This window comes from Moritella sp. Urea-trap-13 (assembly GCF_002836355.1).
In the GTDB taxonomy this organism is placed as follows: domain Bacteria; phylum Pseudomonadota; class Gammaproteobacteria; order Enterobacterales; family Moritellaceae; genus Moritella.
This window is the reverse complement of the sequence record NZ_PJCA01000027.1, coordinates 637,304-653,667: the sequence shown is the minus strand read 5'-3', so window position 1 is coordinate 653,667 and position 16,364 is coordinate 637,304. Positions and strand designations below refer to the sequence as shown.

Annotated in this window: 15 protein-coding genes; 4 read left to right on the top strand and 11 right to left on the bottom strand. The window is 38.9% G+C overall.

Features of this window, described 5'->3' with window-relative positions:
* The first annotated feature begins 275 nt into the window (after positions 1–275).
* The gene (locus tag CXF93_RS05765; protein ID WP_101061460.1) at positions 276–1,220 is read left to right on the top strand and encodes an IS1595 family transposase; all 945 of its coding nucleotides are present in this window, start codon (positions 276–278) and stop codon (positions 1,218–1,220) included.
* A gap of 211 nt (positions 1,221–1,431) precedes the next feature.
* Here CXF93_RS05765 and CXF93_RS05760 read toward each other — a convergent pair whose 3' ends face one another.
* The 6 genes from CXF93_RS05760 to CXF93_RS05735 form a co-directional block, all read right to left on the bottom strand.
* Positions 1,432–1,866 carry a DUF2513 domain-containing protein gene (locus tag CXF93_RS05760; RefSeq protein ID WP_101061459.1) on the bottom strand — a complete coding sequence of 145 codons (435 nt, stop codon included), beginning with the start codon at positions 1,864–1,866 and terminating at the stop codon, positions 1,432–1,434.
* Between the two features lie 65 nt (positions 1,867–1,931).
* Positions 1,932–2,504 carry an HNH endonuclease gene (locus CXF93_RS05755; protein WP_198551593.1) on the bottom strand — a complete coding sequence of 191 codons (573 nt, stop codon included), beginning with the start codon at positions 2,502–2,504 and terminating at the stop codon, positions 1,932–1,934.
* Between the two features lie 115 nt (positions 2,505–2,619).
* Positions 2,620–3,294 (bottom strand): hypothetical protein, encoded by a 675-nt coding sequence (locus CXF93_RS05750; RefSeq protein ID WP_101061458.1) that lies wholly within the window; start codon positions 3,292–3,294, stop codon positions 2,620–2,622.
* A gap of 136 nt (positions 3,295–3,430) precedes the next feature.
* On the bottom strand, positions 3,431–4,195 hold the full coding sequence (locus CXF93_RS05745) for a hypothetical protein (RefSeq protein ID WP_101061457.1): 765 nt from the start codon (positions 4,193–4,195) through the stop codon (positions 3,431–3,433).
* A gap of 129 nt (positions 4,196–4,324) precedes the next feature.
* Positions 4,325–4,711: a hypothetical protein gene (locus tag CXF93_RS05740; RefSeq protein ID WP_101061456.1), complete on the bottom strand. Its 387-nt coding sequence runs from the start codon at positions 4,709–4,711 to the stop codon at positions 4,325–4,327.
* A 104-nt stretch (positions 4,712–4,815) separates the two neighbouring features.
* Complete coding sequence (locus CXF93_RS05735; protein WP_101061455.1) at positions 4,816–5,229, bottom strand: GNAT family N-acetyltransferase; 414 nt, start codon at positions 5,227–5,229, stop codon at positions 4,816–4,818.
* A gap of 2,060 nt (positions 5,230–7,289) precedes the next feature.
* Between CXF93_RS05735 and CXF93_RS05730 the strand changes: the two genes are divergently transcribed.
* Positions 7,290–7,562: a hypothetical protein gene (locus CXF93_RS05730; protein ID WP_101061454.1), complete on the top strand. Its 273-nt coding sequence runs from the start codon at positions 7,290–7,292 to the stop codon at positions 7,560–7,562.
* A gap of 11 nt (positions 7,563–7,573) precedes the next feature.
* On the top strand, positions 7,574–8,845 hold the full coding sequence (locus CXF93_RS05725; protein WP_101061453.1) for a tyrosine-type recombinase/integrase: 1,272 nt from the start codon (positions 7,574–7,576) through the stop codon (positions 8,843–8,845).
* A gap of 22 nt (positions 8,846–8,867) precedes the next feature.
* Here the strand turns inward: CXF93_RS05725 and CXF93_RS05720 are convergent, their stop codons facing one another.
* The 3 genes from CXF93_RS05720 to apt form a co-directional block, all read right to left on the bottom strand.
* Positions 8,868–9,197, bottom strand: coding sequence for a YbaB/EbfC family nucleoid-associated protein (locus tag CXF93_RS05720; RefSeq protein ID WP_101061452.1), 330 nt, complete (start codon positions 9,195–9,197; stop codon positions 8,868–8,870).
* Between the two features lie 136 nt (positions 9,198–9,333).
* On the bottom strand, positions 9,334–11,910 hold the full coding sequence (gene dnaX / locus CXF93_RS05715; RefSeq protein ID WP_101061451.1) for a DNA polymerase III subunit gamma/tau: 2,577 nt from the start codon (positions 11,908–11,910) through the stop codon (positions 9,334–9,336).
* 114 nt (positions 11,911–12,024) lie between these two features.
* Positions 12,025–12,570, bottom strand: coding sequence for an adenine phosphoribosyltransferase (gene apt / locus CXF93_RS05710; RefSeq protein WP_101061450.1), 546 nt, complete (start codon positions 12,568–12,570; stop codon positions 12,025–12,027).
* A 231-nt stretch (positions 12,571–12,801) separates the two neighbouring features.
* On the opposite strand from apt, the gene dusC reads away from it, so the two are divergent.
* On the top strand, positions 12,802–13,740 hold the full coding sequence (dusC, locus tag CXF93_RS05705; protein ID WP_101061449.1) for a tRNA dihydrouridine(16) synthase DusC: 939 nt from the start codon (positions 12,802–12,804) through the stop codon (positions 13,738–13,740).
* A gap of 175 nt (positions 13,741–13,915) precedes the next feature.
* On the opposite strand, the gene CXF93_RS05700 is transcribed toward dusC, so the two are convergent.
* Together CXF93_RS05700 and CXF93_RS05695 are read right to left on the bottom strand one after the other, a co-directional pair.
* Complete coding sequence (locus tag CXF93_RS05700) at positions 13,916–14,647, bottom strand: DUF3726 domain-containing protein (RefSeq protein ID WP_017220582.1); 732 nt, start codon at positions 14,645–14,647, stop codon at positions 13,916–13,918.
* A complete protein-coding gene (locus CXF93_RS05695; RefSeq protein WP_101061448.1) occupies positions 14,644–16,353 on the bottom strand; it encodes a hypothetical protein in 1,710 nt (569 codons plus the stop codon). Before CXF93_RS05695 ends, CXF93_RS05700 begins: the two co-directional genes overlap by 4 nt.
* Positions 16,354–16,364: the final 11 nt, after the last annotated feature.

Sequence of the window (16,364 nt, the reverse complement as noted above, 5' to 3'; positions counted from 1 at the left end):
GGCGGAATTTCGATCGTGATCAGATTGTTTAGGCTCCAGAGGTATTGAAACACTTTTCACCGCTTTGGCAAAAGCTCTAGACTCGCAGCTACTTTCTTTACGAGCTTTTCTTCTGATTATTTGAGTCATAGTAAAAAAGAACAATTAGAAGATTTAAACATCGCAATAAGAAAACAAACAACACTATAAATCTACCCTTTAAATCTATCTGATTACCACTAATGCTCAGCCCTCGTAAACTATACTTAAATGAGTGTAGTGATGAGGTTTAGGTCATGGCTAAAAATAAAGTTCAGTTTCAAAAAGGCATATCGATTCATCAATTTATTGATAAATATGGCACTGAAATTCAATGTCACAATAACTTATTCGATATGCGTTGGCCGATGGGCTATCACTGCCCTCATTGTGACCACGACAAGTGCCGTAAACTGAAATCAAGAGCGCTTTATCAATGTAATAAATGTCATTTTCAAACGTCATTGATATCTGGAACGCTTTTCGCTCATTCTAAGTTGCCATTAACAACGTGGTTTCTTGCAATATACTTTATAACGCAAGAAAAGAACGGTATCTCAGCGCTTGAACTATCAAGATTACTTGGTATTTCGTATAACGCCACTTGGCGGTTAAAGCAAAAGCTAATGCAAGCGATGAAAGAGCGAGATGATGAAATACCATTAGCTGATTATGTCCAGATAGATGATGCTTACTGGGGTGTCGTAAGACGTGGTATTAGAGGCCGTGGAGCCAAAGGAAAGCGCCCCTTTATTGCAGCTGTATCAATCAATGATGAAGGTCATCCGATTGGTATGCGTCTTAGCGCTGTAGATGGATTCAACAGAGTAGAAATAACGCGTTGGGCTAAAGCTCACCTCACACCGAAGGCGATAGTTATTTCAGATGGTCTAGCGTGCTTTCGTGGAGTTAAAGATGCTGAGATGCTACATCTTGCAGTCGTAACTGGCGGTGGCCCAGATAGTGTTGATTGGCCTTACTTTAAATGGGTTAATACAATGATAAGTAATGTTAAAAACTCAATGCACGGTACTTATCATGCTATTAACCAAAAGCATTTACCTCGATATTTGGCAGAGTTCTGCTTTAAGTTTAATCGACGGTTTAATTTAAAGAATATGCTTGAGCAGTTAATCGTATCAAGTATTCGAACGGCACCGATGCCTCAACGTCTGCTTAAGCTGGCGGAGGTTCGGTGGTAATCAGAAAAATCAATATGTTGCTGTGCGAAGCCCCATAGTAATAACCAACTATAGACAAACACAAAGCAACAACGATATTCGTAATGTCTACTTTCATTAATACCTCTTGTAACGCCCACTTAAGCGGACAAAAATTGTTGGCTATAATGTGTAGCGGAGCGAAACTGAGCCCACTGTTTTAGTTCCATTTTAAGCGCTTTTTTACAAACATTTACGCCTCTGCTAGCAACAGATCCATCTTCTTTTTAAGGAAATGGTTTAACAATTTCTGACCACCATCAAAAATTGTTTTAAAAGGCATATCTTTAAACTCTGATTTAAGTTTATTGAACACTTCTTTATTATTAAGAGCCGAAGCAAAATCATGCCCTTTCTGACTAAGCCTCATTGGTATATCAATAATATACTGACTGTTTTTAGAACTACCTATTCCAAGAGATTCAAGATTGTGGCACTCCTGTTTTTCTTTATTTATTAATCCGTTATCAATACACAGCTGCATATGAAAAATAAATTTTTCATTCAGATCATTCCTTATGCTGACTTCTACACCTGATTCTATTAAGTCATGGTATGTCACATGTGCTTTCTCGGATTCAAGAAATGCTAAAAATAGTGATTTATAAAAATCTAAATCAATTCTCACCGTAATTCTCCATGTTTGTATAACGCCCAGCTCAACTACTTGCGGAGTCTGATTGCAGGTGCTTGTTATAGCTGTGTATAAGACTTTGCTACAGTCTCGTTTATTTCAGTTGCTAAAACTTGTGCATTACGCATAGTTTCTTGTACAACCTCCCAATTTTTCCAATGCTGCTCCCACTTTTCTTTGCCTACCAAAGACTCGAAATCAACTTTAGTTGGAACCTCATTATTTTCATAGCGCTCAAGCCTTTCCATTCTTTTTTGAATGTCACTAACACCTTTAGTTTTTGGAGATAGGGCTGCATCACTAATCATCCATACTCGCCAATCTTTATTTCCTTTAGATTGATTGCATTTCCCGCAGGCTGGAACCAAGTTATGAATCTCTGAAACATAGCCTGTTGGTTTTTTATTCATAACCAAGGGGCGAAGATGATCCCACTCTGTTGCTACGGTACCGCAATATGAGCATTGAAAAGAATAATGATCCATTTCAAGAATATCTAAGGCGTGTTTCACCTCATCATTTGTAGGCTCAATAACTGGAATAATTGAGTTTATAAATGAATTAGTAATACTCGAAGACCTTCCGGTTATTTTCATCGCCTTGGGCATTTTAAATAGTGTTAAGTATTCCATAACTCTCCGAAGCTATAACGCCGCGTTAAGCGGACTAAAATTGTTGGTTATAATGTTAAGCGGAGCGAAACCTAATTAACTGTTTTAGTTCCGTTTTAAACGCCTTATTACATTTTTAATTCTTGTTAAACCTTGGATTGAAAGAGTCTATATATTCAAGAATTTGGGTCATTATATTCTTATTCATCTCTTCGATTATCTCATCACTAAAACCATTATTATCCATATAGTCGAGATAAGTATTTTCTAAAAAGATATTTATGTCTTCCTCGAAATATGAACTTGGTACTTCACCGTTAGCTTCTATTATTTTGTCAATATTAATTAATGTATCATGAAGTGAAGATACCGTAGAATCAAAGCTAACTTTAGTTCTACAATCTAAATAAGTTGTGACAGCTTCCCTTATTTCATTGGGTATAAATGGATCATAACGAACCTCATCAGCTAAGTTTTGTGAAAATAAGAATTCGCTTGTTATGTTGATATCTAAAATATCAATACCATTTTCCCGCGTGGAATCTTTGTCTTCGATATATAAGCTTTGCATCTGCTTCCAAATAGGTTGCATTTGCAAAGAGTGCCCACGATAGTCCTGAGTACCTGATTTTAATTCTGAAAATAACTTATTGCTCAATACAGATAGATTTTCTAATACACGCTTTTGATATTCTGTGTTTACTGGGCTGAGGAGAGATTTATTAATATTTCTATAAGTTAAAAAGGTTATTGAACTGGCAAAAATCCAAAAAACAATTTGAACCAAATCCTTTATATCTACAAAAGTCACTATTCTGAATACCTGTATAGTTGGGAGTAATGATTAAAATGTAACGCCTCAATAGAGGCTAAAAATTGTTGGCCAAAATCAGCGAGGCACGAGCATGGCCAACTGTTTTAGTCCTGCTTAATTGACTGGTTATGTTTTATTTTAAATTAGCGGCTTTTTTTGAACCTTTTTGAGCCATTCTTATCAATTCGACACTACCGATTTCATCTTCGAAAAAATCAGAAGGGAAAATTATTGTTTTATCCATATGCTCAGGGGTTCCCTGTACACGTAAAGCTACATGAAACTGCATATTTGGAAGATAAAATACATAGTGTTTCCAGTCATCTAATACATCAAGAACTATTGCTGTTGAAAACATATTAAAGCTAGGCTTTGAGTTATGCAATCGGATATGAAGCATAAATGAACAGTCACCTTTATTTAATAAAAAGTTCTGAAGTAGAATTATTTCACTCTCGGGGACATCGTAAGAATTGTTAAGTAATTCTCTATAAATATAGGATATTGAAAAATATTCTAATACAGATATTTTTTCATAAATTGGATTAGATTCTAGGCACGTATTTATTTCGTCTTCGGTATAACCTTGTACCTCAAGTTTACTTAGGGCTTCACTATCTAACTCTAAATATGAAAAAATAGTCTTATCGGTACTAGCATTGATCTGTTTAAATATATTTGAAAACTCCAACTCGTTATCACTTAGTAATTGCTCGCAATCAGAACAAAATAGTTTTTTCTTAAGTTGCCGATTTGATTTTTGCCATAGGTTAAGTGTTGTATTAAATTGGGTTAAATTACCATCTGTCACATTCAGCATGTATCGATACAAAAACCGAGGAATTATATGGCTTTTTTTTAAATCATCTGAATCTCCACACAGTTTACATGACGTCATTAATCCTCCTAAAACATAACGCCCCTCTAATAAGTGAAGCCATGTGCTGGCGGGCGATTTGCTCAGCAAATGGCATGATAGCCTTGGTGAATTTTAATTTAGAGGCTTGTTATGTGATTTTTATTAAAATTAAAGGCTAATTGTTCGTACAGGATTACTATTATTCCAAGTTATATGTTTCGACAATTCATTTGTATCTATATGACAAGGGTCTCGAAAGTAAATGTTAATTCGCCCCTCTAATGAATCATGTCGTTCAACATCAATGATGCTCCCAATTAAAGAAATACCTTTAGTGTTTGTCAAAATTACAAATGAAGACTTTTTGGCATTTGTAATGCTTGCCTTGAAACCATGAGCTCTAAGCTTAAAAGTGCTTTCTTGAATACTATTTTTCTCAGTCAAATCATCATTAAGACGAACAACAACACAATTTTTGTTATTTTCACCAAACGACGAAACTATTAAACGTCGCTCAATTTCTGATACAAATGACTCTTCTCTAATCTTATCCAAAACTATTCCTTAAGATTCCATTTGATACTATGTTAATTAATTTGGTTACTATCGCACACGAAATGCAAGACTCACATAACGCCGCTTAGCAAGGCGTTATGTTTTTATTTGAAGTGGAACGGATAGTCGTAGACTGTATGCGGTTTCACTGAATCATCCAGATACAAGCGAAGATGAACGCGAGAGCCGAAGTTTTGATACTTTTCAAATCCAAGTGATACATAGAAACCTACTAGATTCTCAACAGATATCCCACTATCTTCATCTGGCTCAGCAGTGATCTCTACGCAAGCTTTCGGACATTCGGCTTCAATACGTTTGATAGCATCTTTGATCAACTCTCGAGCGAATCCTTTCCCGCGAAATTCAGGTAATATATCTATACGCTCGATCGTGTAGACATTTTCAGGTTCAGTAACTTTTCTCCACATGCAATTACAATCATCACTGTAATTTTCGAAATACGAATAAGAAAAACCGTTACTCTCTCTATACATAATATTGGATAACTGGTTCATGATACTCCTTATAGATAAACTGCCGATTAGTTAAGCTTATCAAATCTTTTAATCGTAAATTTGTGTCGATTGTCGCCAAAAACATAACATTTGTATAACAGGACTCTCGATTCCCCAAATTCATTCACCTCAATATAAGTAGATTAATCAATTGAAAAATAAGATTATACTTCAAATTTATTAATTACATGCTTATGGGAAAACGAGCCGTCCTGTAAATTATTTAGTCTTATAAGTTATATACAAGGCTCGCTATGTAATTGAGTATATTGACATTAATTCTAGGCTACAAGATAAACCTGACTGCCTTTTGACAAATTGAGACTGCGTTCACCGAAACACCAATAACACTGTATAAAATCAGCCTATCTAGTCTTTTTCATTACACAGTAAGTAGGATTAACTTAGTTGATAAATTTTGCATGATAAAATGTATGGGAAATTGTCATGAACAAAATATGAATGAGTAGAAACTCTAACAAGAAAAGGGGAAAAAGCGGCTTAGAATGATCACTTGAAGCCAGAAAACCGCATTTTCAAATTACGATATCTAATTGAACTGTTATTAGTAAATTTTAACGATTTACTTTTCTAGATTCATTAAAATAAGTATTTTAAAAGATTAGAATTAGCTGACAGAATTTCGATCTTGATCGGATTGTTTAGACTTCAACGGTATTGAAGCACTCTTCGCAGCTTCAGCAAAAGCAGCAGCACTAGATTCGCTAGTTTCTTTACGAGGTTTTCTTCTGATAACTTGAGTCATGGTAACGAGCCTTAAAGAGTATTAAACAATTTTAACGCATAACTGATATGAAAAACATGCACAATATACAGAACTTAATATAAAGACATCTTTAATACCGCTGCGCGAATAGAGACCGAGTGATTAACAAGGCTCACTGAAGCCTCACTCCCATAAACTGGTTCACTTCCGCCCTCTTTTCGGGCGGGTCATTGTTAATCTTGTATGGCCCTGTAAGCGGTTGCTATGTGAAAAACCACACCTACTCCTTACATGAGTAAATCAATGGCAAACCGATACGAGCAAGACGTGAGTGAGTTACCATTCTAACGAAATTGAATTTTCGAGTTACGCGCTTTCATTAAGACTGTAATTGCTGATTTTTAAAGATTTACTTTTTATTGATTCATTAAAATATGCATTTAAAAGATTACCATTCTGCTACTACACCCAACAAAGCCAGCATCTAAACAAGTTGCCAATTCCACTCTCTTTAGATGCCCCATTAGCCCCTACCAAGGTTGTAAGATCAGGATCGACAACTATGCACTAACCTTTTGCTCTAAAGTTTCTAAAATTATTTAGGTTTATAGTCTCAATTGCACCCCAGCGCCCTTCTTAATTGAACCCACAAATAATTCGTAGCCTTTAAAGTAAACGTTTAACTAGCAAGGCTAACTTATGACTTATTTTCCATGCAACTGATTAGTATTAAATAATTAGATTTGAAGTGAATAAATGATCAATAAATACCTACCGAATCAAAACCTTCTTAGTACTGGTTAATTTCACCGCTGCGCGGTGGCCTAACTTCGTTTAAATTGATAAAAATTTCAATTTAAACGAACGTTATAGCCTTTTAAAAGATGTTATTGTTCTCAAATATAACAAGAGGACACTTTTTAAATTTTTTACAGTAAAAAAACACCAAAAAGTTTTAAATAACGAAAATACCCTTACACCAGACCAATTTATCGTAAATACCAACAAAGCAGCGCCATTAAACTACCTTTAAAATATATGAGTTGAACTTAATTTTTTGATGATTATTGCCTGATATATTTACTTGGATTATGTAATGAGAGACATACTTGTTGTCAAATTTATAGAATTCAATTTCTAGCTTTATAACACCAGTCCTAACTCTTTCGATAGCACATAAAAACTATTCATTGTATACCAATACTCATATGAAATTAGTATACGATTGATTTATAAAGATTTTCATTTGTATTTTCATGAAAAACTCCTTGGCAAAAATAAAAAACCTACTATCTTAATCATAATATCAATATGTATAAAACCGAGGTGCTTAATGAATACTGATTTAAATATGAATAATACTGACTTAGAAAATCTAATGGCGAGTGTTAACTACCTGCATATGAAAGTTGAAGAGTTATCTAAAAATTATGGCCACACAGGTTGGATGTCAATTAAACATGCGGCAGGTCTCGTCGGCCTCAGCCGCAACGCACTAATACAGCGTATATCTAACGAGCATTATCCGGAAGGCATAGTCTGGCGACAAAAAGATAAGGGCTGCGCAATCATGATCAACTTAAAAGAATTGAATAAAATATTATAAGGGAATATCAAATGAGCAAAGACTTAGAAATAAAATTAAAAAACGCTAGGGGTGTAAGCATGCACAACGGTGCTTTACGTATACAGTTTAAGCTTCCTGGGCAGAACAATCCAACGCGTAAAAGCCTTGGTATAACACTAACAAAGAAGAACATAGACGTAGCAATAACGCGACTAGGTTCTATAAGAGCGGATATTGCCAGCGGCCTATATGATAATGACACAAGTGCATTTTGGCGTAAGCACTTCCCAGCTGATTCCGCTAACAATTTAAGTCAGCAAACCGTGAAAGATTATTTAACTAAATATATAGTGGAAAGAGACGGCGAGTTGTCTCTCAGCGTACAATCAAAATTAAAAACACTAAACACATGGTTAACGAAGCATAAACTTATCAATATTGAAATAACTAAACTGACACATCTTCACATTGAAAAAACGATAAAAGAAAGTTTGAAAACGCTAAAACAATCTACAGTTAACGACTACTCTTTACTGTTTCAACGGATAATTAAAGAAGCGGTCAGAGATGACATAATTAGCATTAGTCCGTTCGATCGTGCACGTAAAATTAAAGCAGAAGAAAAAATTGACGATCAAAAACCAGAGCCTTTTACTCAAGCTGAATTGATCAGGCTGTTAGATGTTATACATATTGAACAAAGCAAAGATATGATCGAGTTTTCAGCGTGGACTGGTATTAGGCCTGGAGAGTTGAAAGCACTAGCCTGGGAAGATGTAGATCTAGCCGCTGGAATAGTACATATCAAATACAACTTGAATCGTGGGGGACAATTAAAGCTACCTAAAACAGCTGCTTCAGTAAGAAAAGTGGAATTGATGCCAATCGCATTAGATATATTAAAACGACAACAAGCAAAAACTTATCTTAAATCGCTAATCGCTGAAAATATTTATTATAAACTGTCTAAGCCTGATGTAGTTAATCGCAGACGAGTATTTTTAAGTCGAAGTGACAAACCTTATAAATGTCCAGAACTAACAACTGCACCAAAGCAATGGGAGAATTGGTTACGTAAAGCAAAGTTGATTCACAGAGAACCATATCAATTAAGACATACGTTTGCGAGCCAAATGTTGATGGTAGGCGCAGATCCAACTTGGTTAGCGAAACAACTGGGACATGCTGATTGGGGGATGATCAGAAAGATTTATGGGCAATGGATATCAGGAGAACGCCCTGATTATAGAAATGAATTAGCAATAAAACTAGGACAACTTGACCCCAGCTTAACCCCAAAAGGTAAAGCAGGGACCAAGTGACTGATATTATCTATCTTTCAACTTAGAACGGCATTTTCATACCAGGTGGTAATTTCATACCGCCAGTAACATCAGCCATTCTTGTTTTGTTTTCTTCTTCAACACGACGCGCAGCATCGTTGATTGCAGCAGCGATAAGATCTTCTAACATCTCTTTATCGTCTTCCATCAATTCAGGGTCGATTTGTACACGACGTACGTTGTGGCTACCAGTCATAGTGATTTTAACCATGCCAGCACCAGATTCACCAACTACTTCCATGTTAGCTAGATCTTCTTGTACTTTAGCCATCTTGTCTTGCATTTGTTGAGCTTGCTTCATTAGCCCGCCCATTCCGCCTTTACCAAACATATTAAACTCTCTTTCTATTGTCTACCGCGAACAACAATAACTGAATACTGATTGTTGCGCATTGAATATCCATACTATATGGGTATTACTGGAAAAAAATCAAGGTTGATAACGATTGATATCAACACAATAAAAATTATAACGGCACAATTGAGCTATCATCAATGACAGCGCCGAGACGGTTCATAAAGAACTGAATATACTTATCATCATACAAGTTTTTAGTCGCATTCGCTAAGCGTTGTTGATAAATTATTTCTTCAAGTTGCGCTGGCGTTGATTTGCTTGGGTTTTCACCAAAGTTAATCACTAACTCAACAGACTCAGACAGTACTTCTTGAAGCGCTTCAGTTAATTGCTGACGAGACTTGTCATTGGTAACGTAACGTTGGTCTGGGTTCATGGTCAAAGTAACACGACCAGGTTCATGTTCCATTACACTGTGCAATGCCATTTGGCGAACTCGCCCACCTAAACTCATCTGATTGATGTAACAGCACCACGGATCATTTTCATCACGTAATTTGTTATCTAGTCGTGTAATGGTCGTTGATTTAGCCGATTTTTGTCCCTGAAACGCTGGTGACAAGTCATTAATATCAACAGCCACCTGACTAAAGCGATCGATCTGACGAACAGCTGGTTCAGCAAAACCTTGCGCAGGTATTTGATTGTTATAACCCCCCTGCCCTTGGCTCTGTGAATTGCCTTGACCTTGATAGCTATCTTGACCTCGACCTTGACCTTGATAATGAGCAGGGCCTGGATCTTGGTATTGTCCTTGGTCTGGATAGTTACCTTGGTCCTGATACGAATCAAGTGGTGGCAATTCGTCCCATGTCGGTGGAGACTGTTGCTGTGTTTGTTGCTGCATAGGTTGGCTTACAGGGGCGTTAAAACGACTCTGCATAGCGGGTGTATGCTGGATAACAGGTGCTACCGCTTTTTTCGGCGGTACATACGACGATTGAGCCTGTTCACTCTTCGCCGCTGTCGACTTTTTTGCAGTTGTACCTAAACGACTACGTAAAAAATTACGTGTTTTACGCCCTTGGTCAACACTGTTTTCAGCTACCGGTGCTTGCGCAGGTACTTGATTCTGCTGTTGCGGTGCTTGTTGTTGCTGTGTCGTATTTACTTGTTCATGTTGAATTGGCGCAGCTTGTGTCGGTGCGGTATTTACTGGCTGTGGCGCATATTCTGGCGCAACACTATCTTGCGGCGCTACATCACTAGACGCATGGCTCTGTGCTGTATTTTCCGGCGAAGAATAAGCCTGCGGAGCCACGCTTGCTGACTCAACTTGCGGAGCGGCATAATTTTGCAGCTCAGCGGTTTGTGGTTCAGCACTTTGTGGTTCGACATGACCCATCGCTTGCGCAGCTTGTAACAGCTCGTCTTGCTCTAGATTTAAATTCGTCACCGCTTCATCAGCTTCACGAATAACAGCTGTCTGCGTTACAGGTGCAGATACATGAGCGACAGGCGCTGCTGCTTGCTGTACTTGTTGTAATGGTGCTGGAGCTTGCACAGGCATTTGTTCAGCCGGCGCAACCACAACTGTCTCAGTCACAACAGGTGCAATGGCGACAGGTGCTGGCGTCACATCTCTCTCTGGCACTTGTAAACGCCCTTGTGGACGAAACGCTAACATACGTAATATCGTCATTTCTAACGCACTACGTGGATCAGGTGCAAGCGGCAATTCTTTACGGCCTGTTAAGGTAATTTGATAATACAGCTGCACATCTTCTGGTGACATCTCGTCACACAAGGCTTTCACTTTATCAGCATTCTCGGAATCAACCACGGATGATGGCAAAATTTGCGCCATGGCAATACGGTGTAACAAGCTTGCTAACTCAACGTGCAGTTGGTCGAAGTCAGGCCCTAATGAGCTAACTTCGGCAATTTTAGCCATACAGTTATTGGCATCACCGCTGACAATTAAGCGCAGTAGTTGCAACATATGGGTGTGATCGAGCGTGCCCAACATATCCAACACAGTTTGGTGTAATACTTCACCTGCGCCATGGGATAATGCTTGGTCGGTTAGACTCAACGCATCACGCATACTGCCATCAGCCGCTTTCGCAATTGAATTTAATGCCGACAATTCGTACTGGCAATGCTCACGCGATAAAATATGCACTAACTGCTGAGAAATCTGCTCAGTCGTTAGGACTTTTAAATGGAACTGCAAGCAACGCGATAAGATGGTAATAGGCAGTTTTTGTGGATCTGTTGTCGCCAGTAAGAACTTCACATATTCAGGTGGTTCTTCTAACGTTTTTAATAACGCATTAAAACTGTGCTTAGAAAGCATGTGTACTTCATCGATTAAGTACACCTTGAAACGGCCACGAGCGGGCTTGTATTGCACGTTATCAAGTAACTCACGCGTATCTTCCACTTTGGTTCGAGATGCTGCATCGATTTCGAGCAGGTCAACATAACAACCTTGATCGATCTCGACACACGTTGAACATTCGCCACAAGGTGTGCTGGTGATGCCTTTCTCGCAATTTAAGCTTTTGGCTAAAATTCGTGCAATGGTGGTTTTACCCACACCGCGCGTACCACTGAGCAAATATGCATGGTGTAAACGGTCTTGCTCTAGCGCATTAACTAAAGCGGTCAGCACGTGTTGTTGACCAACAACTTGCTGAAAATTATGCGGGCGCCATTTACGCGCTAAGACTTGATAACTCATAACAGTTCAATGATTACTTAATATTGATAAGCACTAATATGCTCGGGACTGAAAATAGCTGGCAGTCGACCACCAGCTAATCATGATTATTACGATAATGAATGTGACAACGAATTACTCGCCGTCAAAATCCACTAATTTAGTAATATTAACATTAAGATTCTTTAATACAGTTTCACCGCCAAGATCAGGTAGTGAGATAACAAATGCAGCGTCTTCAACAATACCGCCAAGCTGACGGATCAGTGACACAGTTGCCGCCACAGTGCCGCCAGTTGCAAGTAAATCGTCAACGATAAGTACTTTATCGCCTGCGTCCACAGCATCTACGTGAATTTGTAACGTATCAGTACCGTATTCTAACTCATAGCTTTGTTCAATTGTTTTGCGCGGTAATTTGTTCGGCTTGCGCACTAAAATAAAACCAAGGCCAAGTGCTTTTGCTAACGGAGCGCCAAAGATAAAACCACGCGCTTCAGTGCCCGCAACTTTAGTAAAGCCAGCATCTTTAAAACGTTCTGCAAGTAAGTCGATAGTGGCAGAAAATGCTGGGCCATTCTCAACTAAGCTTGTTACGTCACGGAAGATAATGCCTGCTTTTGGATAATCTGGAATTGATTTAATACTGCTTTTAATAAACCCGAGTGTATCTTGGTTCATGTTTCAACCTGTTAATTTGATGAGCGAACTGTCATATCACCAAATAACTTTGGCTATAACACGTGCTCAATATATAAAATAAATATTGGGGATAAATTTTAAGTAACTGCTTGTTGATATGCAAGCGAGTATTAAAATTAACGTCCTTTTGAAGAAATTATTATACGATATATTTGGCAATTATGGTTAATTCTGTTTTAATCGCTCATTTTGCCAACGCAGGACAATAACATGCGCGTAGTTTTAGCCCCAATGGAGGGCGTTGTTGACAATTTGATGCGCGAGTTACTAACAGCGCAAGGTGGTTACGATTTATGCGTAACTGAGTTTATTCGAGTCGTCGAACAACTATTACCAGAGAAAATTTATTACCGCTATTGTGCAGAATTAAACAACGGTTGCCGCACTCAAGCCGGTACGCCTGTTCGCATTCAATTATTAGGACAACACCCAGAATGGATGGCTGAAAATGCAGTAAGAGCGATTGAACTGGGTTCTCACGGTTTAGATATCAATTTTGGTTGCCCCGCAAAGCAAGTGAATAAGTCATCAGGCGGCGCCGCGTGTTTACGTGAACCGGAACTGGTATATCAAATCGTCAAGCAAGTACGTGAAGCTGTACCTGCAGAGCATATTGTCAGTGCCAAGATCCGTTTAGGTTGGGATGACAGTAATCAAAAGTTAGAAATTGCCGACGCAGTGCAACAAGCTGGAGCCAATGAACTAACCGTACATGGCCGCACCAAAGCCGATGGTTATCGCGCAGCGGCGATTAACTGGGAAGCAATTGCTGAAATCAAAAAACATGTCTCAATTCCGGTTATCGCCAATGGTGAGATTTGGAACTACGAAGATGGTCAGCGTTGTTTAGCCGTAACAGGCTGTGAAGATTTAATGGTTGGTCGTGGCGCATTAAACTTACCCAATTTAGGTGCAGTGGTTAAATATAACCAAGCAGCGATGCCTTGGGCTGATGTCGTCGCGTTATTACAAAATTATTGCCAATTAGAGATTAGAGGTGATAAAGAGAAGTATCTACCAAATAGAATAAAACAATGGTTTAGCTATCTTCGTAAGCAATATCCTGAAGCCGCTGACTTGTTTACCCAATTAAGAGCCTTACGTCAGTCAGAAGAAGTGATTAATACGCTAAATAACTATCGTATATAAATAACTATCGCGTGTAACAATTACCACCCCCTAAAGACCCAAGACTGTGACTACCTCATATTGAAGTGCATTAAAAACCGAGGTAGTCGCACAAGTAAATCGATGACCTGAGCTTGAACTTGAACTAAAAACTAACCAGCGCAGTAGCTAGTTTTTAGCCTGGTAACCACAGCGGTTAAACCAGTTCCCCTGCGCCCTTAACGGATGCCTCACTATTTTCAACCAAAAGTGCCGTTGCGGTTTTCTTCAATTTTTCCCACTCCGCATCATCAACAAGAATACCATCATACCAAGTATCACGTTGCGCGCTATTAAGTGCTGAAGAGTTAATATGTCTTTCGTAACCCGCAGAGTAACCGGCAATATCAAAATTCTTCACTGATAATTGAATGGTCATATCATGTAACGTACGCCCCGTTAAATCGAGATGATCAGATAAAAACAACTCTGGTGACACACAACCTTGATTTAAAATATACAGGGTGTTTTGTGGTGACGAACCATTATTCCATTGTGCTTTACAAGCCAAGCCTTTAGCGGCGAGTTTCACCAATTCGTTATACGCCAGCCAACGGTTGTGGCAATTTTTTAATTCAATCGTCAGGTGCTTTTTACCCACCATTTTTTCAATCGCATAGTCAATCACCACAGGCAAGTGACAGGCCAAACTACAGCCATGCAAGTCAACGACTAAGCCACCCTCATTAGTCATAAAAATATCGACAGGGCAATCTTTCTCGGCAGTTAAAAACTGTGCCGCATTATTAAAATGACCAATACCATTCAAACCAACCATCTGCAAGCCAGCAACCATATTAGCAATAATATCGGCTTCACCACAGGTACGGCGCATGCCAAGAAAGGCTTTGTTCACCACGGCTGTTAATTCATTATGTGAAACAATCATGACGCTTCTCCTTCTGCTACTGCTTGATTTAATGAATGGCTCGGTAACAACGGGAATAACCACTCGCCATCATGAATTTCATTAAGTAAAGGTGCACCTTGAAAAAAGGTAACCCGTACCCAACGCTCTGAACGTGGATCAAATTTAGTGGCACCAAAGACCGCTAATTTGCAGCGTAACAAATGCATTGGCAATGCAGTTTTGTGCAATACGTTCATCTGTATCTCGCCCATTTCTTTATTGCCGAGCGTCCAAACACGACGCGAAATAGCGCGATATTGAGGATGTAGCACTAAAAATTCAGCCAATTGCATGTTTGGTTTACATATCAGTAATGCATGATAAAGACGGTACGCTTGACGACCAATATCAAGTGGCAACTCACGGTCTTCGCCTGGTTCTTCACCGCGAACGCCTAAACGGGGTTCTTCTTTGTCTTGTGAACGATACCAAAACCAATAGTTATTTTCTGGCTGCTTAAAGTCAGTATCAATGGCCCAGCGATAACGATTTTCCAAAACCGCAATCAAATCTTCGATACGCTTACCGCTCGGTAGATTTAGGTTTTCATCACAATTCATCTTGGTTTCATAGCTATCGACTAACTCAGGATAAATCTCCATCAAACACGACAGCAGTATCTCTTGCGTTTCCAAACTATACTGACCGCTGTAATCAACCAACTCATGCCAGGTTGCGCTTTGTAACAACAGGCTTTCTAACTTACCTAATAAATCATGCAGTTCACCTATGGCGGTGGTATTAAGGCCGTCTTGATGTGCATTTATCGTGATAATTTGATCTAAATGACAAAGACCTTTTTGCAATAAATGTTGTAAGGGTTCAAGTTTGTTAATCGTCACCGCAGTATTCAATACAGCCGTAAGCGCAGACTCTCGTGACGACAACCACTTATCAACAACACAAGGATGATTGATTAAGTATGGCGCCATGCCTAGACCTGTTGCATTACCGATACCAAGGTAACGTTGCAAGTCGATATCTAAACTGACCGCCTTATCACCACCTTGCTGATTCGCGATGTAATGCACCCAATCCAAGCTGAATTCACGCAAAATATACACGGCACACATTTGCGCACTGAATGACTGATTAAAATCTTCCGTTGTTTCAAGCCAATTAAAATCTGCAATACCAAATTTACCATTACCATAAACGGCCGTGGTACGTAGAATGTAACCCACTTCAGCAAGTTCTTTGGCATTCGGTTGTTGGCCTTTTGCCAAGTGAGAAACAAGATGTTCAAATACGCGAACACTTTTGTTAGCTCTGGCTAATACCAATACTTTATTTGGATTTCGTCCTGCTTCTTGCAACGGCACATTGGCACGTAAGCGTCCTAACAACTCAACATCAACATCACCATAAACAAGGGCGAAGGTCACGTCCCACTTCTCGGCGATAACCCGATCGTTACGATCTTCATCGGCAATTTCATCACAAAAAATAACCAAGTGATAAACGTGATTTAACGTCGTCAACTTGTAAATTACGTGACCAAAACCTTGGGGTGATAACTGCCAGTCGTGCTTAGTGACTTGCCATTTTTGTTGTGCCATTTTACGGATTAACGTACGTACAAAACTAATCCGATTCTGATGCATTGCACCAAGTCTTTCTGGCGCCATAACGGTTATAGGATCACGCATATAAGTGCCACCGCAAGTTGAAGGACGAGCATCCATATTATTAACTT